The organism is Sphingomonas sp. 3P27F8, assembly GCF_005502745.1.
Lineage (GTDB): Bacteria > Pseudomonadota > Alphaproteobacteria > Sphingomonadales > Sphingomonadaceae > Sphingomonas.
Genome location: NZ_SCNL01000013.1, coordinates 53,873 through 75,084, shown reverse-complemented (window position 1 = coordinate 75,084; position 21,212 = coordinate 53,873). Strand labels below are relative to the sequence as shown.

Below are 21,212 nucleotides of genomic sequence, written 5' to 3'. Positions count from 1 at the left end.
ATGCGTTGGACGGGACTGATCGCGATGCTGGCGCTGGCCGGCGGGGCTACAGCACAGAGCGCGCCACAGGCCACCGCCCCGGTAGACGGTGGTGTAGCCATCACCGATCAGAACCGCGCGCATCTGCAACAAATCGGCGCGGAAATCCTGTTCTGGTCACAGGCGCAGCGCGACGGGAATTTCCCGCACATGGAGAAGATGTTCCCCGGCCACGTGGTGAAAGCAGGAAAAAAGGTGCTGGCGTTGCCGCCTGGTCCGCCGCTGCCGATATCGGCAGCGGATGTTGACGCTTTCATGGCGGCGCAGAATGTCGCCGGGCTGATCGTGGTTCAGCAGGGCGCCGTGCGGCTCGAACGCTATGCCCGTGGGCTGACCCGCGAGGGACGGTGGACGAGCTTCTCGGTCGCAAAGTCCTTCACATCGACGCTGGTGGGCGCGGCGATCCGGGATGGCTTCATCAAGTCGGTCGACGAGCCGGTGACCAGATACATCCCGGATCTTGCCGGCAGCGCGTATGACGGGGTGACGATCGCGCAACTTCTGACGATGACGTCGGGGGTGAAATGGAACGAGGATTATACCGATCCGGCATCCGATGTGGCGCGAATGTTCTCGATTCCCGTCCCGCCGGGGATGGACGCGACCGTCGCCTACATGCGCACCCTTCCGCGAGACTCCGCGCCCGACAGCAAATGGGTCTACAAGACCGGTGAAACCAATCTGATCGGCGTGCTCGTGGGCAATGCGGTGAAGAAGCCGCTCGCGACTTACCTAAGCGAGCGCGTGTGGCAGCGTTACGGCATGGAGCAGGACGCGTTCTGGATGACCGACCCGAGCGGGCACGAGGTCGCGGGCTGCTGCCTGTCCGTCTCACTGCGTGACTATGCGCGCATGGGCCAATTGGCGCTGGAGGGCGGCCACGGCATCGTCGCCCCCGGCTGGTTCGCTCAGGCCACGCGCGCGCAGGCAGAAACCGGTGCCGGCGCCGGGTTCGGCTATGGCTATCAATGGTGGACCTATCCGAAACAGCGCTTTGGTGGGGTCGGCATTTTTGGGCAGAGCATCACCGTCGATCCTGCGAGCAAGACGGTGATCGCGATCGTCAGCGCATGGCCGAAGGCGACGGACCAGGAGCTGTCGCGGCGGCGGCTGGCGTTTGTAGAACGTCTTTTCGCCGCTTCGCAGGGCCCGCTGGTGCGCACGCCGCGGCGACGCTGACTGTTGTGCCATCATGGCACGGGCTGCCGTTTCCGGGCTGATGACGCTGATTGCTGAAAGGGTTATCGGATGCGGCCATGAAAACCGCATTCCGATTCGCCCTTCTTTGCGCGATCGCCGCGCTGCCGCTCCCAGCAACTGCGGCCACCGTCGTTGGTGTCGATGCGCTCAAGGAGTGGAATTTGATCGTGTTCGGCGATCTCTCATCCAGTTCGGAAGTGGAGGGGCGTACCTTCGTCGGTGGCAATCTTTCCGGCAATTCCTCGAACTACCAGATCAAGACGCCAGCCGCGTCCAGCTATGGCTGGCCGGGGCTTACGGTGGTCGGTAACGTCACCGGAGGTACGAAAAACCTCAACAATGGCGCCGGCGCGATCGTCGGCGGCAATGTGGTGAGCGGTTTCAACCTCAACGGCCCGCTCCAGACGGTTAAGGTCGGCGGCACGATCCAGAATACCAATATCAACGGCAATACGGTGCTTTCAGGGCAAGCGGCGGTGCCGGGATTCACGTCCGCGCTTACGGATCAAAAGGCAGCGCTTATCAACAGCCTGTCCGATCTGTCGTCCGCCTATGCCGGTCTTACGTCCAACAGCCTGATCTCGATCGCCAGCAACCGCGCCACGTTCAATGCGGCGCCCGGGGGCAACGGCGTCGCGGTTTTCACACTGACGGCAGCGGATTTCAGTTCGTTCGGCGAAATCCAGTTCAATCTGAATGGGGCGAGCACCGCGATCGTGAACGTGATCGGCTCGAACGTCCTGTTGAACGACAATTTCCTTGGCGGCACCCAGAACCTTGGCCAGAAGGTGATCTGGAACTTCGCCGATGCGGCTACGCTGAACCTGACGACAGCGTGGGGCGGATCGGTGTTGGCGCCGCATGCAGCGGGCACGATTGGCAATTACATCCAGGGCTCGGCAGTATTCAGCAGCCTGGTGCAGAACGGCGAAATCCACCTCGCCACGTATAACGGCGGCTTCACTCCCCCGACCGTCAGCGTGCCCGAGCCGGCCACATGGGCGCTGATGATCCTGGGCTTCGGCGGCATCGCCGGGGCGTTGCGTCGCCGTGGCGGTCAGGCGCGCCGCGCCGCCGCCTAAGAACCAAGCGCGCGCCGGATCACACAGGCGACCATTCGATCGCGTCCTCGCCCTCGTCGTCCTCGCTGACGGCGCCTGCCTCGGGGCCGATTTGTTCCATCAGTTGATCTAGCGCCCAGTCGACCCCCACCCCGCTCGCGCCGGAAATGGGGATCACCGGCGCGCCGCTTGCCGTTTCAAGCTCGGCCGAAAGCGCCGCGACCAACTCGTCATCAAGCGTGTCGATCTTGTTGAGCGCGACCACCACCGGCTTCTCGTCCAGCCCGGCGCCATAAGCGATGAGTTCGTCACGAACGATGCGATAGCTTTCCGCCACGTCCGGATCGTTGGCATCGACCAGATGCAGCAGCACACGACATCGTTCGATATGGCCAAGGAAACGATCGCCGACCCCCGCGCCTTCCGCCGCGCCCTCGATCAGGCCTGGAATGTCGGCGATCACGAATTCGCGTGCCCGATGACGCACCACGCCCAGTTGCGGTCGCGTGGTGGTAAAGGCGTAGGCGCCCACTTTCGCCTGAGCATTGGTGACCGCGTTAATGAAGGTCGACTTGCCCGCATTGGGTAGCCCGACCAGCCCGGCATCGGCCAGCAGCTTCAGCCGAAGCCAAACCCACGCCTCCTCCGAAGGCCAGCCCGTGCCATGCTGGCGCGGGGCGCGATTGGTAGAGGTCTTGTAACTGGCGTTGCCGCGCCCGCCATCGCCGCCGCGCAGGAATATTTCGCGCTGGCCGACTTTCACCATATCGAGAAGCAGGGTGCGTTCTTCGTCGTCAGCGAGAATCTGCGTTCCGACCGGAACCTTGATGACCAGATCGTCGCCGCCCGCACCAGTGCGGTTCGACCCCGCTCCGCCATTGCCGCGCGGGGCCCGGAAATGCTGCGTGTAACGGAAATCGATCAGCGTGTTCAGCCCTGCGACCGCCTCGAACACGATGTCGCCGCCCTTGCCACCGTTGCCGCCATCAGGGCCGCCATATTCGATGAACTTTTCGCGCCGGAAGCTGACCGCGCCAGGCCCACCGGCACCAGAACGGGCGAAAATCTTGGCTTGGTCTAGAAAATGCACGTCAGTTGATCCGGTCCTGAATAAGCATGGCGCGGGCGAGATGGCGCGCGCGGTTGCGCGGCAGCCCAAGCGCACGGGTAAGTGGTGCACCGAACAGCGCATCGCCCAGCGCCATCAAAACGAGTTGCAGCGTTTCGTCCTGTAGCGGCCGTCCATCTTTCAGATGATCGACGGCAAGATCATCGACGAGATCGTGGATCGCCTCGAAGATCGGGTCGAGCGCATCCTCATTGCCGTTGAGGATCATCCAGCTTGCCAGCGCACCCGCGCCGCCCGTATCGAATGCATCGAAGGCAAGATCGACAATCTCAGCCGGTTCCTGGTCGGTTTCCCGCTGGCGAAGTACGGCATCGCGGATCGTGCCGGTGATGAAGCCGGCCATTCGCGCGATAAGCGCCTTCTGCAACCCGTCGGCCGAACCAAAATGGTGCAGCAGATTGGCGTGGGTGCGCCCGATGCGCGCCGCCACTGCCTTAAGCGTAACCGCCTGCGGCCCGACCTCGACCAGAAGAGCGCGCGCAGCCTCCAGCGCGGCTTCGCGCGATTCCTCCGGGCTCAGCCGCCGGCGGGTGGAAAGGGGGGTTACGGACATTCGCTGGCTGTCGACGCTTTACAGTAGAAATACAATCCTTCCCGGCGCGGCTGATGCGCCGGGCAGGATCATTCAGGCCGCGATCTGGAGCGGGGCCAACTGGCCATCGTTCTCGAAATCGAGCGCCAGCACGGCGCAGTCGATCTCCTCGCGATGGGCAAGCGAATAATGCGGCTCGCGGCATATCTCGCGGAAACCGAGCTTGGTCAGTACCCGGCGCGATGCGGTGTTGTCCAGGTGGTGGCTCGCTTCAATCCGCTTGACGCCAAGCGCGTGGCGCGCCTGTTCGATCACGATCCGTGCTGCCTCGGTAGCGTAGCCGTAACCCCAACTTTGGGGCGTGAGCCAATAGCCTAGCTCATGCACACCGTTTTCGCAGCGCAGCCCGATGCCACCGATCAGATTCGGATATGCGCTGTCGTGCGCCAGAATGGCAAAAACCGGCTCCGCGGCGCCGCGGGGTCGCGACAGGAACGATTCCGCATCCGTCGCCGCGTATGGCCACGGCATCCGCGCCAGCTTCTTGGCGATCGCCTCGTGCGCAATCGCTCGCGTCAATATCTCGGCATCCTCGGGCCACCATGGCCGCAACGTCAATCTCTTCGTCCGCGCGAACATCATCGCTCTCCTCGGCTGCCCGCGCCGCTACGCCGCCCTTGTTAAGGACTCGCGACACAAGTGGTTCCGGGAGCATGAAAAAAAGGGAGCCGGGGCGGACCCGTCTCCCTTGATCTGGCTGGTTCCGCGATCGGAACCCGGGTCGCCCTGGTGGGCAACCCGGCTGGTTGCCCGATGTTATTCGGCTGCTGCCTGCATAATCTCGACCGAACAGAATTTGCGGCCAAGCTTGCCGTCGTGAAACACGACACGGCCATCGACGAGCGCAAACAGGGTATGGTCCTTGCCGATACCCACATTGCGGCCCGGATAGAATTTGGTCCCGCGCTGGCGGACGAGGATGTTGCCGGCCACGGCTTCCTGCCCACCGAACTTCTTCACACCGAGACGACGGCCGGCCGAATCACGACCGTTACGCGACGAACCGCCTGCCTTTTTATGTGCCATTGCGATCTACTCCTTACGCTTCGGCGGCCTGGGCGGCGTCGCCCTCGGTCTTCTTGGCGGCCTTGGGGGCAGCCTTCTTCTTATCGGCGGCGCCGATGGCGACGATCTTCAGGATCGTGTGCTGCTGGCGGTGGCCGTTGCGGCGACGGTAGTTGTGACGACGGCGCTTCTTGAAGACGATGACCTTATCGCCTTTAGCCTGCGCGACGATTTCGGCAGCGACGGTCAGGCCGTCAGTCGGCTTCAGCTCAGAACCTTCGCCAGCGAGCAGCACGTCGCCAAGCGTCACCGAGGCGCCTGCATCACCCTCGATCTTTTCAACGACGATCTTGTCTCCGGCGGCTACGCGATACTGCTTGCCGCCAGTGCGCACGACTGCGAACATGGCCCTTGTCACTTTCCAAATGCTATTGCCCGAACAGGCGCACCCGTCGGGAGAAGCGGGGCGGTTAAGCCGGCTGCGCGATTCTGTCAACCGATTCCCGGCAATCAAACGGGCCGGTGTCGCCGCATCAACTCAGTGTCGATGCTCGCGCCGAAGAGTATACCGCCCGTCCGTGTAATCTGTGAACAGCCCTGCGATAGCGGGATGTTCGATCGGATCGTCACTGTCGTCTGACACCAGGTTTTGCTGGCTGACATAGGCGACATAGGTCGATTCCGCGTTCTCGGCGAGAAGATGATAGAACGGCTGATCCTTGCGGGGCCGGATCTTTTCCGGGATCGCCTCATACCATTCGTCGCTGTTGTTGAAGACCGGATCGACGTCAAAGATCACGCCGCGGAAATCTAGCATGCGGTGACGCACAATCTCCCCAATCGAGAAACGCGCGTGCGAAACAAGCGGCGGGGCAACGGATTCTTTATTGGAGGAGGGTGCGTGTTCGTTCGTCATGCCAACTATCTAGTGGCTCCGTAACGCGTGGCAATGGGTGGGTTGCGCACGCCCTGCAATGCGGTTAGAGGCGCGCCCTCGATCGCCCCGCGTACGCTGCGGACGACCTCGCGGAGAGGTGCCAGAGTGGTCGATTGGGACGGTCTCGAAAACCGTTGTGCCTTTACGGGTACCGTGGGTTCGAATCCCACCCTCTCCGCCATCTCCCAGTCGCCCCGCTTGCATTGACGGTTTTGCCATGCGGCGGGCGGATCGGCTTCAGTAAAAGGTACGGACTGGCATCCGCTTGCGCCACGCGATAAGTCCGCGCCTATGTCCACCACCTTCACCATAGACACTTCCACCAGCCGCGCCACGCCGGTCTCTGCGCCAATGAAGCGCGTCACAGTGCCGGCCGTTCGCAAGCGCAAGGGCGGTGAGCCGCTCGTGATGCTGACAGCCTATACGGTGCGCACGGCGCAATTGCTCGATCCGTATTGCGATCTTTTGCTGGTCGGCGACAGCCTCGGGCAGGTGGTCTATGGCCTTCCTTCCACTGTGCCAGTCACCTTGGAGATGATGGCGGCGCATGGCGCGGCGGTCGTGCGCGGCAGCTATCACGCGATGGTCGTCGTGGACATGCCGTTCGGCAGCTATGAGGCGTCTCCCGAGAAAGCGTTCGAAAGCGCATCCTGGCTGCTAAAGCAGACCGGCGCGGCTGGGGTGAAGCTGGAAGGCGGCGTGACGATGGCGCCGACAGTCAAGTTCCTCGTAGAACGCGGCATCCCGGTTATGGGGCATGTCGGGCTGACGCCGCAGGCGGTCAACACGCTTGGCGGTTATGGCGCGCGCGGGCGAACGCAGGAGGAAGCAACCAAGATCATCGACGATGGCCAAGCAATCGCGCACGCGGGCGCTTTCTCGATCGTCGTGGAAGGCGTCATCGAGTCGATCGCGATCGAGCTGACGCGCTCGATCGACTGCCCCACGATCGGGATCGGTGCATCGGCCCATTGCGATGGCCAAGTGCTGGTGAGCGAGGACATGCTCGGCCTGTTCGAGCGGACGCCGCGCTTCGTGAAGCGTTACGGCGATATGGCAAGCTTCATTTCGGAGCGCGCGGCGGCTTATGCCGGCGAGGTGCGTGCGCGCTCTTTTCCGGGTGTGGAACAGACTTACCAGCCGAAATAGCAAGCCGCTTCCGTTTCGCGCGCCGCGCCGCTAAACAGGCGCGCTTTTCCTGTCCCGGAGTTAACCTTGGCCCTGACGCCGCAAAATAACGAAGCTTTCCTGCGCGAAGTCGACGAGGAGTTGCGCAAAGATCAAGCGCTCGATTTTTGGCGGCGTTATGGCCGGTTGATGATCGTTGCGATCGTCGGCGGCCTCGCGCTTTTCGGCGGCTTCCTGTTCTGGCAGAACCAGCAGCAGAAGACGGCCGATCGTGAAGGCGAACGGCTGCAGGTGGCGTTCGATAACATGGGATCGGGCAAGGTCGATGCGGCATCCACGACACTTGCCGAGCTCGCGCAGTCGAAATCGGATGGCTATCGCGCCGCTGCGCGCTTCACGCAGGCGGATATCGCGCTTCAGAAGAACGATCTGAAGGGCGCAGCGCAGCAGTTCGCCACGATTGCGGGTGATCAGTCCATGGCAAAGCCGTTCCGCGATCTCGCGTTGATCCGCCAGACCAGCGCGGAATTCGATACGCTTAAGCCCGATGTCGTGGTCGGCCGGCTGCGCGGACTTGCGATTGCTGGACAGCCCTATTTCGGCAGCGCCGGCGAGCTGGTGGCGATCGCCTATCTAAAGCAGGGGCGACGCGATCTCGCCAGCCAGCTTTTCGGGCAGATCGCCGCCTCCGAACAGGTGCCACCATCGCTTCGTCAACGCGCGGTTCAGATGGCCGGGGTATTGAGCACGGGTGACGCGAACAACGCGAGCGGCAACGAGAAGGCCAAACAGTAATGAAGAAGGTTTTGGCTGCGCCGCTGGTGATCGCCGCGTTGATAGGGTTGAGCGGATGCGGCATCTTCAAGGGACATGGTCCCAAAAAGACGCCTACGCTGGGCGAACGGATACCGATCCTTGTTTCAGAGAATGGCGCGGCGGTAGAGCCGTCACTTTCTGGCATCGCGGTAACGCTGCCGCCCGCCGCGGCGAATGACGCCTGGGCTCAGCCCGGCGGCAATGCCGCGAAGAATATGGGCAACCTCGCGCTCGCCGCGACCCCGACGCGCGCGTGGAGCGCGCGGATCGATGGCGGATCGAACCGCCAGCGGCTCGGCGCCGCGCCAGTGGTGGCGGACGGCAAGCTCTTCGTCGTGGATGTCGATGCCGTCGTTCATGCTTTCCGCGCGGATAGCGGCGCTGCATTGTGGACGACGCCGATGGCGACGGAGAAGAAGAACAGCGCCGCGCGCTTTGGCGGCGGCGTATCGTACGAAGATGGTAAGGTTTTCGCCACCGACGGTCTTGGCGATGTAGTGGCGATGAACGCAGCCGACGGCGCGATCGTCTGGCGCGCCAAGCCGGGTGGCCCGTTGCGTGGTGCGCCGACTGTGGCCGGCGGCCAGGTTTATGTGCTCAGCCAGGACAATCAGCTCTTCGCGCTTAGCGAGGCCGACGGCAAGGTCGTGTGGGCGGAATCCGGCAGCCTGGAAACGCAGGGTGTGTTCGGTGTCGCCGCGCCCGCGGTCGACGCGGGCACGGTAGTCGCAGGTTTCTCTTCGGGCGAGCTCAATGCCTATCGCTACGAGAACGGACGCACCTTGTGGCAGGATGCGCTTTCGCGCACGTCAATCTCCACCTCGGTATCCAGCCTTGCGGATATCGATGCCGATCCGGTTATCGCCGATGGCCGCGTCTATGCGGTCGGGCAGGGCGGACGCATGGTTGCGCTTGAGATTTCCACCGGCCAGCGGCTTTGGGAGCAAAATCTCGCCGGCACATCTACACCGGTGCTGGCGGGCGAGTGGCTGTTTGTTGTCACCGATGATGCGCGACTGATCTGCCTTTCGCGCGCGAACGGGAAGGTGCGATGGATTTCGCAGCTTCGCGGCTACAAGAATGTGAAGAAGAAATCGGGCGCCTACGTGTGGTTCGGGCCGGTGCTGGCGGGCAACAAATTGTGGTTGACCAACACGCGTGGCGAGATTGTCGGCGTTTCGCCCGCCGACGGCAGCGTCGTCACCACGATTCAGCAGGGTGCCGAGCTTGGTTTGCCGCCGGTCGTCGCCAATTCGACGCTTTACGTGCTCGATCAGAAGGGGCGTTTGACCGCCTACAGGTGACGGCGGCGTCTGTTGCCGCTATTGCGCCGCGATGCCGCTTCCCATCGTCGCGATCGTCGGCCGACCTAATGTTGGCAAATCGACCCTGTTCAACCGTCTTGTCGGAAAGAAGCTAGCGCTTGTCGACGATCGCCCGGGCGTCACGCGTGACCGGCGCGAGGGTGATGCGCATCTGCTGGGGCTGGACTTCCGCATCGTAGATACGGCGGGTTATGAGGACGAGGACCCGGAAACGCTGCCGGGCCGAATGCGTCGGCAAACAGAATCGGCGGTGCGGATGGCGGATGTAGCGCTGTTCGTGGTGGACGCGCGGGCGGGGATCGTGCCGCTCGATGAGGAAATAGCGCGCTGGCTGCGCGGATCGTCCACGCCGATCGTCCTCGTCGCCAACAAGGCTGAGGGGCGCGCGGGCGATCAGGGCGTGCTCGAATCGCTTGCACTCGGGTTCGGCGATCCGGTGCAGCTTTCCGCCGAACACGGCGAAGGCCTCGCCGATCTGTTCGAGGCGCTGCTGCCGCATCTCGAACGCGAAGAGGAAGATCAGCCCTTTCTGGCAGAGGAGGCCGAGCATGATCGCCTCGACGCGCCGCTGCAGCTCGCGATCGTCGGTCGCCCAAACGCCGGCAAATCGACGCTGGTGAACCGGATGCTCGGCGAGGATCGTATGATTACCGGCCCCGAAGCGGGCATCACCCGCGATTCGATCGCGATCGACTGGGAATGGCAGGGGCCGAACGGGCCGCGCGCGGTTCGCCTGATCGACACCGCCGGCATGCGCAAGCGCGCCAAAGTGCAGGACAAGCTGGAGAAACTGTCGGTCGCGGATGCGTTGCACGCGGTCGATTTCGCCGAAGTGGTGGTGCTGTTGCTCGATGCGACGCTCGGGCTGGAGGCGCAGGATCTGCGCATCGCGGACAAAGTATTGTCGGAAGGCCGCGCGCTGGTGATCGCGCTTAACAAATGGGATGTCGCGGCCGATCCGTCGTCGCTGTTCAACGGCGTACGAAAAGCGCTGGAGGACGGGCTCAGTCAGGTGAAAGGCGTGCCGTTGCTCACCGTCTCGGCAGCCACGGGAAAGGGGATCGATCAGTTGATCGGTGCCGCTTTTGCCACCCGCGCCGCATGGTCCCGGCGGGTCGGCACCGGCGAACTCAATCGCTGGTTTGAGCGCGCGATCGAGGCGAACCCGCCGCCCGCGCCCGGCGGCAAGCGCATCAAGATGCGGTATGTGACGCAAGTGAAGACGCGGCCGCCGAGCTTCGTCATTTTCGGCACGCGCGTCGATCAGTTACCGGCGAGCTATGAGCGCTATCTGATGAACAGCATGCGCCGCGATCTCGATTTCGGCGCTGTTCCGATCCGGCTGACGCTGCGTGCGCCGCGCAACCCGTTCGATCATCAGAAATAATGCGGCGAGCGAAGTCGCCGCGGGCGACGGAAGTATACGCGCCGTAACTCATGCTTACTCCGTGTTTACGTTCGGCGATTATGGACAGTGGCAGACGTCGTGATCGATCCCCGAGCACGGAGGGACAAGTGTCGTTCGAAGGCTCAACGCTGATCGACTGGAATACGTTTGCACGCGCCCGCACCGAGCTGGGCGCGGGCTTTATCCGCATTCTGGGCTATTTCCGTGAGGATGGAGTCAAATCGCTCGCCGCGATCGAAAAAGCGGCGCAGGATCAGAACGCCGCCGCGATGGTGATACCCGCGCATACGCTGAAGGGCGAAGCGCTTCAGTTCGGCGCGGAACCGCTGGCGGCGCTGGCCGAATCGATCGAACTTGCCGCGCGTTTTTGCGTAGAGACGCGCGATACGCCGACCGCAATGATCGAGGATATCGTCAAGCTCCGTCCATTGTTCGACCAGACGCTTGCGCTCCTCGAACGCGAGGCAAACCCACTCGCCCAGCGCCGCTCGTCAGGCTTCGGGCGCCGGCCGGGGCAGAGCGGCTTCGGCAACGGTTGAGCCGCCAGCTTAGCCGGCGGCCACCGGGCTTCAGCTATCGTGCTCGCTCTTGGCGTTTAGCTGAACGTAGTTCTGCAGGCCCATACGCTCGATCATTTCAAACTGACGCTCGAGCGTATCGACATGCTCCTCCTCGCTTTCGAGGATCTTCGCGAAAAGATCGCGGCTGACGTAATCCTTCACTTCTTCGCAATAGGCGATCGCGCCCTTCAACTGCGCGACCGCCTCTATTTCCAGCGCGAGATCGGCCTTGAGCACCTCCTCCACCGATTCGCCGATGCGCAACCGGCCGAGAAGCTGAAAATTGGGCAGCCCATCGAGGAACAGGATGCGCTCGGCCAGCCAGTCGGCGTGCTTCATCTCGTCGATTGATTCGTGACGTTCGAACTCGGCGAGCTTCTTCACGCCCCAATGATCGAGCATGCGGTGGTGCAGCCAATATTGATTGATCGCGGTCAGCTCGTTCTTGAGCGTCTCGTTCAGAAATTCGATGACGCGCGCGTCGCCCTTCATGCCACTATTACTCCCGTTGCAGCGCGTGTTTTACCCCGCGACAAGGGGTTGCGGCAACGGGAAAATGGCGGATTTCCGCGGCTTATATTGCTGCGACTGTTACGCAGCAGCGCGCTCCTGATCGATAATGGATCGCGCGAACGTGACGCATTGGCCGCACTTCGGCTGCCGGCCAAGCGAGCGATAGGCCTGGCAGGCCGTTCTCGATCCGGCGCGCGCAGCCTCGCGCACCTCGCATTCCCGAATGGCATTACAAACGCAGACGACCATGCGGCACTCCCTCGCTCCAGACATGATCTACCGTTATTGCGACGCGCTCGCAAGACTTTTTGCGTTTGGTTCGCAATCGCGTGTCAATCGTCGCGCCGCATCGTTTGCACGCGCCCGCGCGCGATGCTGCGCCACAACCATTCCGCCGGCTCGTAGGCGAATCGTTCCAGCCACGGCCTCGACCAGAGGAGCATCGCGGCCCAGACGAGCATGACGACGGCGTAAAGTTGCCACCGCTCCAGTCGGCCATACCAGCCCAGGCCATAGCCGTAGAATATCAGCGTACACAGAATGCTGGTGCCGAGATAATTGCTGAACGCCATCCGCCCGACGGCGGCAATGCGCGCCGTCAGCCATCGCGCCCGGCCCGATGTTACGCACAGGATCACGATTGCGGCATGCGCCATCGCCATCCACGGGCGCAGCAGCACGAGATGCAGCGGCTCGCTCAGGATCATCACGATCGGGTCGAAATGCGCGCGGGTCAGCCACACGGTAAGCGCGATGTAACCGGGTATCGTCAATGCATATCCGCCGATCGCTACACGCCAATATGCCCGGCGCTCCCATCCGCCGGAGAAAAACCCGGTGCGAAAAAGGGCCATGCCGAGCAGCATCAGCGCCACCGTTTCCGGCAGCATCAGCGGCATTACCTGCGTTTCGAGCTGGAAAGCCTCATGCGCGCGGGCGATTGCGATCTCGCGCCAGCTGCCACGATAGGTGGCGATATCCTCCGCCGCCGGCTGAACTGGCGGCAGGAGCGCGGCACGGTAGTCTGCCCATCGGATGCGCAGCGCTGCGCCTGCATCCGGCGCGGTCGCAGCCGCCTCGAACCGCCGGGTATCGACATAACCGATCACCCCTGTCGCGAGTTGCCACAGCAGCAGCGCCCCCGCCACGCCCGCAAGCAGGCGCGGCGGCCAGCGCCACAACGCAAACACCAGCGCGCCGCAGACGGCGTAGAGCGTCAATATGTCGCCCGCCCAGATCAGATAGGCGTGGACCAGGCCGATCGCGAAAAGACTTGCCATGCGGGCATAATGTACCCGCGCCGCATTCTCGCCGCCCGCCAGCGCGCGCTCTGCAACCAGCACGGTGGACGCGCCGAACAGCATCGTGAAAAGCGCGCGCATTTTCCCGTCCGCCAGCACGAACACGATCGCCCATGTCCACCAGTTCGCCCCCGCCGCGCCGCCGGCGAACGTCGGATCGACATAGGCATAGGCAGGGAGCGCGAATGAGACGATGTTGAGCAACAGGATGCCCATCACCGCGACGCCACGCACCGCGTCCAGCGTCGCTATCCGATCGGTTGCGGGCGTCACCGGCGGGCGATGAAGGCGATCGGCAGGCCGACAAGCACGATGTGGCAGAACAATTGCGTCACCATCCCGGCGACCGATGGCATCACCCCGAAGCGCAGCGGCACGACGATCAGGTTCATCGCCGCGAAGGTGATGAGGCCATAGCCGATGCCGCCCGCCATCGGCTGTCGTCGCAACCCTGACGAGCGCTCAGCCGCGATCACGAACACCGCCGCCATCAACGCTATCAGCGCATAATGCACCGCCAGCCCGAGCAGCGCGACCGGCAGTCCGCGCACCGGCACGCCCGGAAACGGGCCGGAGGCGACATAGGCGAGCATCTCCGAAACGGTGCGTTTGCCGTAGAACAGCGTCAGCCCGATCGCCGCCAGGATATCGAGCGTACCCGCGACCAGCGTCGCCCGAGCGATCCGCCCGGTTGCTGAAAAGGATGAGGGCTGCTGCATGGGATGCGATCCAGTTGCCGGTTATCCCGATGGGCATAACCGTGGTGAGGGCGGAAGAACAATCGCGACGGCATTGTGCGGCGGTTCGTCCGTGATCTGTCCGCCAAACGAGTTCAGCGCGCCCCGTCACTGGGTAACGAATCGGGGCACACGCCTTAAACCGTCGCCGCGCTAGCGAGCCGGCATGTGGCCTCGCCGGTCTCGATCTGGATTGTCGCATGGCCGATGCCGAAACGATCGTGAAGCATCGCCTGCGCGCCGTGGAGGAAGTCGTCGCCGGGGTGGCCGGCGGGAAGCCGCAGGTGGGCGGTCAGGCCCGGCTCGGTGGTGGACATCGGCCAGATGTGAAGATCGTGTACCTCGCTGACGCCGGGGAGCGCGGCGAGCGCCTCTTCCACCCCGTCATAGTCGATCCCGCGCGGCACGGCGGCTAGCGCCATCTCCACGGTCTCGCGCAGCAGCCCCCAGGTCTGCCAGAAGATCAGCGCGGCGATGATGAGGCTGACGGCTGCGTCGATCCAGGTTGCGCCGGTCGCCCAGATTACGATCCCTGCCACCACCACCCCGGCAGACACCAGCGCATCCGCCGCCATGTGCAGATAGGCGCCGCGAATGTTGACATCACCCTTGCGGCCGGACGCGAACAGCAACGCCGTCCCGGCGTTGACCGCGATACCCACGCCCGCGACTAGAGATACTGTCAGCCCCGGCACCGGTGTTGGCTCGCCGAAGCGCTGTATCGCCTCCAGCGCGATCGCTCCGAGCGCGACCAGAAGCAGCAGCGCATTGGCCAGCGCGGCGAGGATCGTCGACCCCTTCAAGCCATAGGTGAAGCGCTTTGAGGGCGCCGTCCGCGCCAGCGCCGCCCCGCCCCACGCCACGGCGAGGCCCAGTACATCGGAAAGGTTGTGACCGGCGTCTGCGAGCAGCGCGACCGAGTTGAACAGGAAGCCCGCCGCGCTTTCGGCCACGACATAGACGAGGTTAAGCCCGATACCGATCGCGAAGGCGCGGTCCCAGCGGGCGGGGGCGGCATGATGGTGATGCCCGTGCCCGTGCCCGTGCCCGTGGCCATGCCCGGCATGTCCGTGATGATGCGATCCCATCAGGCGACCTCCAGCAATCTTTCCGCCTGCGCGCGGGCTTCGTCAGTTATGATCGCGCCCGACAGCATCCGCGCGATCTCCTCGCGGCGGGCTGGCGCGTCAAGCGCTGTAACGCCCGTGCGGGTGACGATCCCGTCGTGGCGCTTGGCGATCAGCAGATGCGCGTCCGCGCGCGCGGCCACCTGCGGGCTGTGCGTGACGACGAGCAATTGCGCATGACCAGACAGGCGCGCCAGCCGCTCGCCGATCGCGGATGCGACCGCGCCCCCGACGCCGCGGTCGATCTCGTCGAAAACCATCGTTTCCGCGCCGCCCTCCGCCGCCAGCGCCACTTTCAGCGCGAGGATGAAGCGCGACAATTCGCCGCCGCTGGCGATGCGGATCAGCGGCGCGAATGGCGCGCCCGGATTGGTCGATATCTCGAATTCGACGCGGTCCTTGCCCGCCGCCCCCCAGCCCTCCTGTCCCGCGGGCGCGATGCTGGTGCGAAAGCGCGCGGCATCAAGCTTGAGCGGCGCAAGTTCCGCCGCCACCGCCGCATCCAGCCGCCCGGCGGTGGCGGCGCGCGACGCGCTCAGCGCCGATGCGGCTACGTCGTAGGCGTGCGCCGTTTCCGCCACGCGCTTCTCCAGCGCCGCGATGCCTTCCTCGCCGGCATTGAGCCGGGACAATCGCCCGCGCAGATCGTCCGCAAGCGCCGCAAGATCGTCAGGCTGGACGCGATGCTTGCGCGCCAGCCCGCGCAGTTCGAACAGCCGCGCCTCGTCATGCTCAAGCTCGCGCGGGTCGTAAGCCAGCGCGAGGCGGGCGTCGTGCAGGCGCTCCTCGGCGGTGCCGGCCTCGGCAAGTGCGCGATCGATCGCATCGAGCGCCTCTGCAAGCGCGGCGTGATCGGGGGCAATACGCTCCAGCACGCGCGCCGCCTGCCGCAAACGCGCCAGCGCGCCCTCCGAGCCTTCGAGATGGTCGGCGACCGCGCCTAGATCTTCTGCCACCTTGGCGGCGCGCTGCATCGAGCGCCGCTTGTCGGCGAGCGCCTGTTCCTCGCCGGGTTCGGGTGCGAGCGTGTCAAGTTCGGTGACGGCATGCTCCAGCCATTCGCGATCACGTGCCGCCGTATCGACTTCGGCCCGCGCTGCCGCCAGCGCATCCTGGGCGGCGCTGTGCGCGGTCCAGGCGGCAGTTGTGGCGTGAAGGTCGATTCGTCCGAACATGTCGAGCAAGGCGCGATGGCCGGCCGGCGCCAGCAGCCCGCGCTCATCATGCTGGCCGTGGATTTCGACAAGTAACGCGCCGATCTCACGCAGGAGACCAGCCGAAGCGGGCTGATCGTTGATGAAGGCGCGGCTGCCCCCGTCCGCCTTGACGATGCGGCGAATGATCAGCGGCTCGCCCGGCTCTACCTCGAAACCGTTGATGTCGAGCAGGCGCGCGGCATCGGCCGGCGCATCGAACGTAGCGGTGACGGATGCCTGGGTCGCGCCGTGCCGTACCAGCCCGCTGTCCGCGCGCTGGCCGAGTGCCAGCCCGAGCGAGTCCAGCAGGATCGACTTGCCCGCGCCCGTCTCACCCGTCAGCACGCCAAGGCCGGGGCCGAATTCGAGATCGAGCGCCTCGATCAGCACGACATCGCGGATCGACAGCGCGGTCAGCATCGTTCGCACGCGCTGACGCCGGACCGGGCGGCAGTGATCCGCGCCCGGATCATGCCATCAGTTTCCCGGCGTGGTCGAAGACGGGGAGGCAGGAGTCGGCTTGCCGGGCGCTTCCAGTGCAGGAGCGGCGGACGGCGCCGCGGTGCCGGGAGTCGCGACCGGGGTGGTCGCTTGCGTGACCACCGGCTGGCCGGGCGCGAGCGGCGCGATCGCCGTCGGCGGATATTCCTTCACCAGCTTGTACGCCCGCTCATACCAGTCTGTGCCGGGATAGTTCGCGCCAAGTACGGCGGCCGACTTTTCCGCCTCGCCGCGCACGCCGAGCGCCAGATAGGTTTCGGTAAGGCGCATCAGCGCCTCGGGCGTGTGCGTGGTCGTCTGATAGTCGTCGATCACCTTGCGGAAGCGCAGCGTCGCGGCGAGCCACTGACCGCGCCGTTCATAAAAGCGGCCGATCTCCATTTCCTTGCCGGCCAGATGATCTCGGACAAGATCGACCTTCAGCCGTGCGTCGCCGGCGTAGCGCGTGTTGGGATAGCGGCGGATCAGTTCACCCAGCGCGTCCTGCGCCTGCGTGCTGATCTTCTGATCGCGGGTCACATCGCTGATCTGCTCATAGTAACACAGGGCGATCAGGTAATAGGCGTAGGCCGCATCCTTGTTGCCCGGATGGACCGAGATGAAGCGCTGCGCCGACTGGATCGAATCGGTGTAGCTACGCGCAAGATAGTGGCTGAATGCCCCCATCAACTGCGCGCGGCGCGCCCATACCGAATAGGGATGCTGCCGCTCCACCTCGTCGAAGAGGGCCGCCGCTTCCTTGTAGCGATGCTGATCCAGCCGCGTCTTCGCCGCCGTATACAGCGTCCCCACGTCGCGCGCGACATACGGCAGGTCGCCCTTGGTGCGGTTACGCGCGCAGCCGGCGATCGGGAGGGCAAGCGCTGCGACCAGCGCCAGTGCCAGCGGACGAGAGAAAGGGGTACGCATCTGGAACGCCTTTAGCCTATGCCGGACGCCGCGAACAACGGGGAAACGCATTCGCCGCGCCGCGCGTTGAATGCCGGTGATCGGGCTATGCGGAGAAAGACATGACTGCGACCTTGCTGGCGACCAAGCGTGTGGAAAAACCATGGGGGCGACACCGGCTTTATCCCGGCTTTCCCGATCCGGTGCCTGGCGGCGAACCGATCGGGGAGGTGTGGTTTCAGTCACCGCACCCGGAAGAGCCGGAACTGCTCATCAAATATCTGTTCACCAGCGAGAAACTGTCGGTACAGGATCACCCGTCGGACGCCGAGGCGCGCGCGCGCGGGCTGCCGCGCGGCAAGGACGAATGCTGGGTGATCCTTGATGCCGAGCCCGATTCGACCATCGCGATCGGCCCGAAGGCACCGCTGACCGCCGACGAATTGCGCGCGAGCGCGCTCGACGGATCGATCGAGCACAAGCTGGACTGGAAGCCGGTGAAGGCGGGCGATTTCTATTATTCGCATTCCGGCGTGATTCACGCGATCGGCGCGGGGCTGACCGTGATCGAGGTACAGCAGAATTCGGACGTGACGTATCGTCTCTACGACTATGGCCGGGGGCGGGAACTGCATCTTGACGATGGCGTCGCGGTGGCCGACCTGAACCCGTGGACCCCGCCACCAATGCCGGGAGAAGTGTCGCCGGGGCGGACGATCCTGGTGGAAGGGCCGAAGTTCGTCCTGGAGCGCTGGGGCGGCGGGACGCGCAAGATCACGCTGCCTGAGGGCAAATCGGGCTGGCTGGTGCCGATCACCGGCGCGGGCTCGGTGGCCGGCGTGAGGTGGCACGCGGGGGAATGCGTGCTGATTTCGGGCAGCGAGGAACTGCACGCCGAGGCCGGCAGCGATTTGCTATTCGCCTATTCCGGCGCTCAGCGGCTCTGATCGCGCCTGCGCACCTCCCTGCCCCGGCCACGCGCCGGGGCGGGGATCACCGGTTGCCGGATGCCTTCTCGAACATTTCCAGCCGCTCGCGATCCTCGTTCGAGACGAACTCGCACGCCAGCATCGTTTTGCCCTTCAGACCCGGGCCCTGTCGCGCGACGATGGAAACAAGCCCCATGTCCTTCATCGGCTGGTCGGCATCGGGCAGGACGCGCGAGAATCCGAGCGAGGATGCGCCCAGTAATCTGATCTTCTCAGGCACCAGATTATAGGTTTCGGCCAGCTTCGCGGCGACCTGCCCATCGATCAGGACGCCCAGCGCCGATCCCGCGAAGAACACTTCCTGCGTCTCGAAGCCGTCGCGCCCGGCGGGGGCGGGCAGGCGATATACGGCCGCGCCGAACCGCGCCGTATCGGGCTTACCCAGCTTCTGCGCCTCTTTGTACAGCCTGGTGGCCGCGTCGTACGAATAAGGCGGCTGGCAGATCGCGGCGGCGAAGAAATCCGGCGCCGGCGTGGCAGGCTCCGCCGCCGGGGCAGGGCCGGCGGCGGCGAATGCGAGCAGCGCGAGCGCGATCATGCCGCAGCAGTGCCCATCAACTTGGGGAAGAACCCCTCATGTGCGACGCGCAGCGCCTCCAGCGTTACAACATCGTCGCGATTGGGGCGTTCGAAGATCAGCCTCTTGCCGCCCGTGCGCCCGAGCGGCTCCGCCTCGACTCCGGCTTCCAGCGCGGCCTGGAGGAAATCCGCCAGCGCGTGATCGTGGACGGTTACGACATAGACGCCCTGATCTTCTGCGAAAAAGGATTCGGCACAACCGAACGGCTGCTTGCGATCGATCATCGCACCGATATCGCCCGCCAGCGCCATTTCCGCGAGCGTCACCGCGATGCCACCATCGGATACGTCATGCACGGCGGAAAGCTGGCCGGACTGGATCGCCCCCCGGATCAGATCACCAGTTGCCTTTTCCGCCGCCAGATCGACGCGCGGCGGCGGGCCTTCCTCGCGACCATGCACTTCGCGCAACCACAGGCTCTGCCCGAGATGCCCGCGCCGCGTGCCCACCACCATTATCACGTCGCCCGATCCCTTGAAGGCAATCGTGGCGGATTTGCTCCAGTCCTTCAGCAATCCGACGCCGCCGATCGCCGGGGTCGGCAGGATCGCGGAGCCGCCACCGGTCGCTTTGCTCTCATTGTAGAGGCTGACGTTGCCGGACACGATCGGATAATCGAGCGCGCGACAGGCGTCCCCCATTCCCTCCAGACAGCCGACGATCTGGCCCATGATCTCGGGCCGTTGCGGATTGGCGAAGTTCAGGCAGTTGGTGATCGCCAGCGGCGTGGCGCCCACGGCGGTCAGATTACGCCATGTTTCGGCGACGGCCTGCTTGCCGCCCTCCACCGGGTCCGCGAAGCAATAACGCGGGGTGCAATCGGTGGTGATGGCGAGCGCTTTGTCGGTGCCGTGGACGCGCACTACCGCCGCGTCGCCGCCCGGGCGCTGCGCGGTGTCCGCGCCGACCATGTGGTCATATTGTTCCCAAATCCAGCGGCGGCTGGCGATGTCCGGCGAGCCCATCAGCGTCAGCAGATCGGCGGCGATGTCGCTGCTTTCCGGCACGTTGGTCAGCGCCTTGGCGGGCGGGGTGGGGACGTGCGGCCGATCATAGAGCGGGGCTTCGTCCGCGAGTGGCCCGAGCGGGATGTCGCACACGACATCGCCCTTCCACTTCAGCACCATCCGGCCGGTATCGGTGACGTGCCCGATCACCGCGAAATCCAGCTCCCACTTCCGGAAGATCGCCTCGGCGAACGCCTCGCGCCCCGGCTTGAGCACCATTAGCATCCGCTCCTGGCTTTCAGACAGCATCATTTCATACGGCGTCATGCCGCTCTCGCGCTGTGGCACGTCGTCCATTACGAGTTCGATGCCGACGCCACCCTTGGATGCCATCTCGACGCTGGAGGAGGTCAGGCCCGCGGCGCCCATATCCTGGATCGCGACGATCGCGTCGGACGCCATCAGTTCCAGGCATGCCTCGATCAGCAGCTTTTCGGTGAACGGATCGCCGACCTGCACCGTGGGGCGCTTCTCTTCCGAATCCTCGGAGAAATCGGCCGAGGCCATCGTCGCGCCGTGGATGCCGTCACGCCCGGTCTTGCTGCCCACGTAGACGATCGGATTGCCGATCCCGGATGCTGCCGAGTAGAAGATCTTGTCGGTATCCGCGACGCCCACCGTCATCGCATTGACCAGGATATTGCCGTCGTAGGCGGGGTGAAAATTCACCTCGCCGCCCACCGTCGGCACGCCGACGCAATTGCCATAGCCCCCGATGCCGTGCACCACGCCGGAAATCAGGTGGCGCATCCTGGGATGATCGGGCCTGCCGAAGCGCAACGCGTTCATGTTCGCCACCGGCCGCGCGCCCATCGTGAACACGTCGCGCAGGATCCCCCCTACGCCCGTCGCCGCGCCCTGATAAGGCTCGATATAGCTCGGGTGGTTGTGGCTCTCCATCTTGAAGATCGCCGCCTGCCCGTCACCAATATCGATCACGCCGGCATTCTCGCCGGGGCCGCAGATCACCCAGGGCGCTTCGGTCGGCAGCTTCTTGAGGTGGATACGGCTGGACTTGTAGCTGCAATGCTCGGACCACATCACCGAGAAGATTCCAAGCTCCACCAGATTTGGCTCGCGGCCAAGCGCGTGGAGAAGTCGGTCATATTCCTGCGGGGAGAGGCCGTGTTCGGCAACGATCTCGGGCGTGATCTGGCTCATGGCTGCGCCTTT

Annotated in this window: 23 protein-coding genes and 1 tRNA gene; 9 read left to right on the top strand and 15 right to left on the bottom strand. The window is 64.6% G+C overall.

The window, feature by feature from the left end; translation table 11 throughout:
• Together FFS35_RS15030 and FFS35_RS15025 are read left to right on the top strand one after the other, a co-directional pair.
• Window positions 1–1,218, top strand: a complete 1,218-nt coding sequence (locus FFS35_RS15030) for a serine hydrolase domain-containing protein (protein ID WP_249341684.1) — start codon at window positions 1–3, stop codon at window positions 1,216–1,218.
• Between the two features lie 77 nt (window positions 1,219–1,295).
• A complete protein-coding gene (locus FFS35_RS15025) occupies window positions 1,296–2,321 on the top strand; it encodes a choice-of-anchor A family protein (protein WP_137787908.1) in 1,026 nt (341 codons plus the stop codon).
• A 19-nt stretch (window positions 2,322–2,340) separates the two neighbouring features.
• On the opposite strand, the gene obgE is transcribed toward FFS35_RS15025, so the two are convergent.
• From obgE to hspQ, 6 genes are all read right to left on the bottom strand, one after another.
• Complete coding sequence (gene obgE / locus FFS35_RS15020) at window positions 2,341–3,390, bottom strand: GTPase ObgE (RefSeq protein WP_137787907.1); 1,050 nt, start codon at window positions 3,388–3,390, stop codon at window positions 2,341–2,343.
• 1 nt (window position 3,391) lies between these two features.
• Window positions 3,392–3,982, bottom strand: coding sequence for a TetR family transcriptional regulator (locus tag FFS35_RS15015; RefSeq protein WP_137787906.1), 591 nt, complete (start codon window positions 3,980–3,982; stop codon window positions 3,392–3,394).
• Between the two features lie 72 nt (window positions 3,983–4,054).
• A complete protein-coding gene (locus FFS35_RS15010; RefSeq protein ID WP_249341683.1) occupies window positions 4,055–4,600 on the bottom strand; it encodes a GNAT family N-acetyltransferase in 546 nt (181 codons plus the stop codon).
• 177 nt (window positions 4,601–4,777) lie between these two features.
• On the bottom strand, window positions 4,778–5,047 hold the full coding sequence (rpmA, locus tag FFS35_RS15005) for a 50S ribosomal protein L27 (protein ID WP_137787904.1): 270 nt from the start codon (window positions 5,045–5,047) through the stop codon (window positions 4,778–4,780).
• A gap of 13 nt (window positions 5,048–5,060) precedes the next feature.
• Window positions 5,061–5,432 (bottom strand): 50S ribosomal protein L21, encoded by a 372-nt coding sequence (gene rplU, locus FFS35_RS15000; RefSeq protein WP_137787903.1) that lies wholly within the window; start codon window positions 5,430–5,432, stop codon window positions 5,061–5,063.
• Between the two features lie 132 nt (window positions 5,433–5,564).
• A complete protein-coding gene (gene hspQ / locus FFS35_RS14995; RefSeq protein WP_137787902.1) occupies window positions 5,565–5,942 on the bottom strand; it encodes a heat shock protein HspQ in 378 nt (125 codons plus the stop codon).
• A 112-nt stretch (window positions 5,943–6,054) separates the two neighbouring features.
• Between hspQ and FFS35_RS14990 the strand changes: the two genes are divergently transcribed.
• The 6 genes from FFS35_RS14990 (at window position 6,055) to FFS35_RS14965 (ending at window position 11,179) form a co-directional block, all read left to right on the top strand.
• A tRNA-Ser gene (locus FFS35_RS14990) sits at window positions 6,055–6,144 on the top strand.
• 110 nt (window positions 6,145–6,254) lie between these two features.
• Window positions 6,255–7,112 carry a 3-methyl-2-oxobutanoate hydroxymethyltransferase gene (panB, locus tag FFS35_RS14985; RefSeq protein ID WP_137787901.1) on the top strand — a complete coding sequence of 286 codons (858 nt, stop codon included), beginning with the start codon at window positions 6,255–6,257 and terminating at the stop codon, window positions 7,110–7,112.
• A gap of 66 nt (window positions 7,113–7,178) precedes the next feature.
• The gene (locus FFS35_RS14980) at window positions 7,179–7,886 is read left to right on the top strand and encodes a tetratricopeptide repeat protein (RefSeq protein WP_137787900.1); all 708 of its coding nucleotides are present in this window, start codon (window positions 7,179–7,181) and stop codon (window positions 7,884–7,886) included.
• Entirely contained in the window at window positions 7,886–9,211 is a 1,326-nt protein-coding gene (locus tag FFS35_RS14975) for a PQQ-like beta-propeller repeat protein (RefSeq protein WP_137787899.1), read from the top strand. The genes FFS35_RS14980 and FFS35_RS14975 overlap by 1 nt, the downstream gene beginning before the upstream one ends.
• A 31-nt stretch (window positions 9,212–9,242) precedes the next feature.
• Entirely contained in the window at window positions 9,243–10,619 is a 1,377-nt protein-coding gene (gene der, locus FFS35_RS14970) for a ribosome biogenesis GTPase Der (protein ID WP_137787898.1), read from the top strand.
• 128 nt (window positions 10,620–10,747) lie between these two features.
• Window positions 10,748–11,179: an Hpt domain-containing protein gene (locus FFS35_RS14965; protein WP_249341682.1), complete on the top strand. Its 432-nt coding sequence runs from the start codon at window positions 10,748–10,750 to the stop codon at window positions 11,177–11,179.
• A 30-nt stretch (window positions 11,180–11,209) separates the two neighbouring features.
• Here FFS35_RS14965 and bfr read toward each other — a convergent pair whose 3' ends face one another.
• The 7 genes from bfr to bamD all read right to left on the bottom strand — a co-directional run bounded on the left by bfr (window position 11,210) and on the right by bamD (window position 17,484).
• Window positions 11,210–11,692 carry a bacterioferritin gene (gene bfr, locus FFS35_RS14960; RefSeq protein ID WP_137787896.1) on the bottom strand — a complete coding sequence of 161 codons (483 nt, stop codon included), beginning with the start codon at window positions 11,690–11,692 and terminating at the stop codon, window positions 11,210–11,212.
• A gap of 99 nt (window positions 11,693–11,791) precedes the next feature.
• A complete protein-coding gene (locus FFS35_RS14955; protein WP_137787895.1) occupies window positions 11,792–11,962 on the bottom strand; it encodes a (2Fe-2S)-binding protein in 171 nt (56 codons plus the stop codon).
• 83 nt (window positions 11,963–12,045) lie between these two features.
• Window positions 12,046–13,287 (bottom strand): DUF418 domain-containing protein, encoded by a 1,242-nt coding sequence (locus tag FFS35_RS14950; RefSeq protein ID WP_137787894.1) that lies wholly within the window; start codon window positions 13,285–13,287, stop codon window positions 12,046–12,048.
• Entirely contained in the window at window positions 13,284–13,733 is a 450-nt protein-coding gene (locus FFS35_RS14945) for a hypothetical protein (RefSeq protein ID WP_137787893.1), read from the bottom strand. The genes FFS35_RS14950 and FFS35_RS14945 overlap by 4 nt, the downstream gene beginning before the upstream one ends.
• Window positions 13,734–13,888: 155 nt before the next feature.
• Entirely contained in the window at window positions 13,889–14,839 is a 951-nt protein-coding gene (locus FFS35_RS14940; protein ID WP_137787892.1) for a cation diffusion facilitator family transporter, read from the bottom strand.
• A complete protein-coding gene (gene recN / locus FFS35_RS14935; RefSeq protein WP_137787891.1) occupies window positions 14,839–16,494 on the bottom strand; it encodes a DNA repair protein RecN in 1,656 nt (551 codons plus the stop codon). The genes FFS35_RS14940 and recN overlap by 1 nt, the downstream gene beginning before the upstream one ends.
• A gap of 57 nt (window positions 16,495–16,551) precedes the next feature.
• Window positions 16,552–17,484 carry an outer membrane protein assembly factor BamD gene (gene bamD / locus FFS35_RS14930; RefSeq protein WP_137787890.1) on the bottom strand — a complete coding sequence of 311 codons (933 nt, stop codon included), beginning with the start codon at window positions 17,482–17,484 and terminating at the stop codon, window positions 16,552–16,554.
• Window positions 17,485–17,585: 101 nt separating this feature from the next.
• Between bamD and FFS35_RS14925 the strand changes: the two genes are divergently transcribed.
• Complete coding sequence (locus FFS35_RS14925) at window positions 17,586–18,410, top strand: phosphoheptose isomerase (RefSeq protein ID WP_137787889.1); 825 nt, start codon at window positions 17,586–17,588, stop codon at window positions 18,408–18,410.
• A 46-nt stretch (window positions 18,411–18,456) separates the two neighbouring features.
• Here FFS35_RS14925 and FFS35_RS14920 read toward each other — a convergent pair whose 3' ends face one another.
• Both FFS35_RS14920 and purL read right to left on the bottom strand, forming a co-directional pair.
• Window positions 18,457–18,990: a hypothetical protein gene (locus FFS35_RS14920; protein ID WP_137787888.1), complete on the bottom strand. Its 534-nt coding sequence runs from the start codon at window positions 18,988–18,990 to the stop codon at window positions 18,457–18,459.
• Window positions 18,987–21,200 carry a phosphoribosylformylglycinamidine synthase subunit PurL gene (gene purL / locus FFS35_RS14915; RefSeq protein ID WP_137787887.1) on the bottom strand — a complete coding sequence of 738 codons (2,214 nt, stop codon included), beginning with the start codon at window positions 21,198–21,200 and terminating at the stop codon, window positions 18,987–18,989. The genes FFS35_RS14920 and purL overlap by 4 nt, the downstream gene beginning before the upstream one ends.
• Between the last annotated feature and the right edge of the window lie 12 nt (window positions 21,201–21,212).

Coding starts and splice junctions, on each gene's coding strand:
- FFS35_RS15030 (WP_249341684.1), top strand. CDS start 1: ATGCGTTGGACGGGACTGATCGCGATGCTGGCGCTGGCCGGCGGGGCT.
- FFS35_RS15025 (WP_137787908.1), top strand. CDS start 1,296: ATGAAAACCGCATTCCGATTCGCCCTTCTTTGCGCGATCGCCGCGCTG.
- FFS35_RS15015 (WP_137787906.1), bottom strand. CDS start 3,982: ATGTCCGTAACCCCCCTTTCCACCCGCCGGCGGCTGAGCCCGGAGGAA.
- FFS35_RS15010 (WP_249341683.1), bottom strand. CDS start 4,600: ATGTTCGCGCGGACGAAGAGATTGACGTTGCGGCCATGGTGGCCCGAG.
- rpmA (WP_137787904.1), bottom strand. CDS start 5,047: ATGGCACATAAAAAGGCAGGCGGTTCGTCGCGTAACGGTCGTGATTCG.
- rplU (WP_137787903.1), bottom strand. CDS start 5,432: ATGTTCGCAGTCGTGCGCACTGGCGGCAAGCAGTATCGCGTAGCCGCC.
- hspQ (WP_137787902.1), bottom strand. CDS start 5,942: ATGACGAACGAACACGCACCCTCCTCCAATAAAGAATCCGTTGCCCCG.
- panB (WP_137787901.1), top strand. CDS start 6,255: ATGTCCACCACCTTCACCATAGACACTTCCACCAGCCGCGCCACGCCG.
- FFS35_RS14975 (WP_137787899.1), top strand. CDS start 7,886: ATGAAGAAGGTTTTGGCTGCGCCGCTGGTGATCGCCGCGTTGATAGGG.
- der (WP_137787898.1), top strand. CDS start 9,243: ATGCCGCTTCCCATCGTCGCGATCGTCGGCCGACCTAATGTTGGCAAA.
- bfr (WP_137787896.1), bottom strand. CDS start 11,692: ATGAAGGGCGACGCGCGCGTCATCGAATTTCTGAACGAGACGCTCAAG.
- FFS35_RS14955 (WP_137787895.1), bottom strand. CDS start 11,962: ATGGTCGTCTGCGTTTGTAATGCCATTCGGGAATGCGAGGTGCGCGAG.
- FFS35_RS14945 (WP_137787893.1), bottom strand. CDS start 13,733: ATGCAGCAGCCCTCATCCTTTTCAGCAACCGGGCGGATCGCTCGGGCG.
- FFS35_RS14940 (WP_137787892.1), bottom strand. CDS start 14,839: ATGGGATCGCATCATCACGGACATGCCGGGCATGGCCACGGGCACGGG.
- recN (WP_137787891.1), bottom strand. CDS start 16,494: ATGCTGACCGCGCTGTCGATCCGCGATGTCGTGCTGATCGAGGCGCTC.
- bamD (WP_137787890.1), bottom strand. CDS start 17,484: ATGCGTACCCCTTTCTCTCGTCCGCTGGCACTGGCGCTGGTCGCAGCG.
- FFS35_RS14925 (WP_137787889.1), top strand. CDS start 17,586: ATGACTGCGACCTTGCTGGCGACCAAGCGTGTGGAAAAACCATGGGGG.
- FFS35_RS14920 (WP_137787888.1), bottom strand. CDS start 18,990: ATGATCGCGCTCGCGCTGCTCGCATTCGCCGCCGCCGGCCCTGCCCCG.
- purL (WP_137787887.1), bottom strand. CDS start 21,200: ATGAGCCAGATCACGCCCGAGATCGTTGCCGAACACGGCCTCTCCCCG.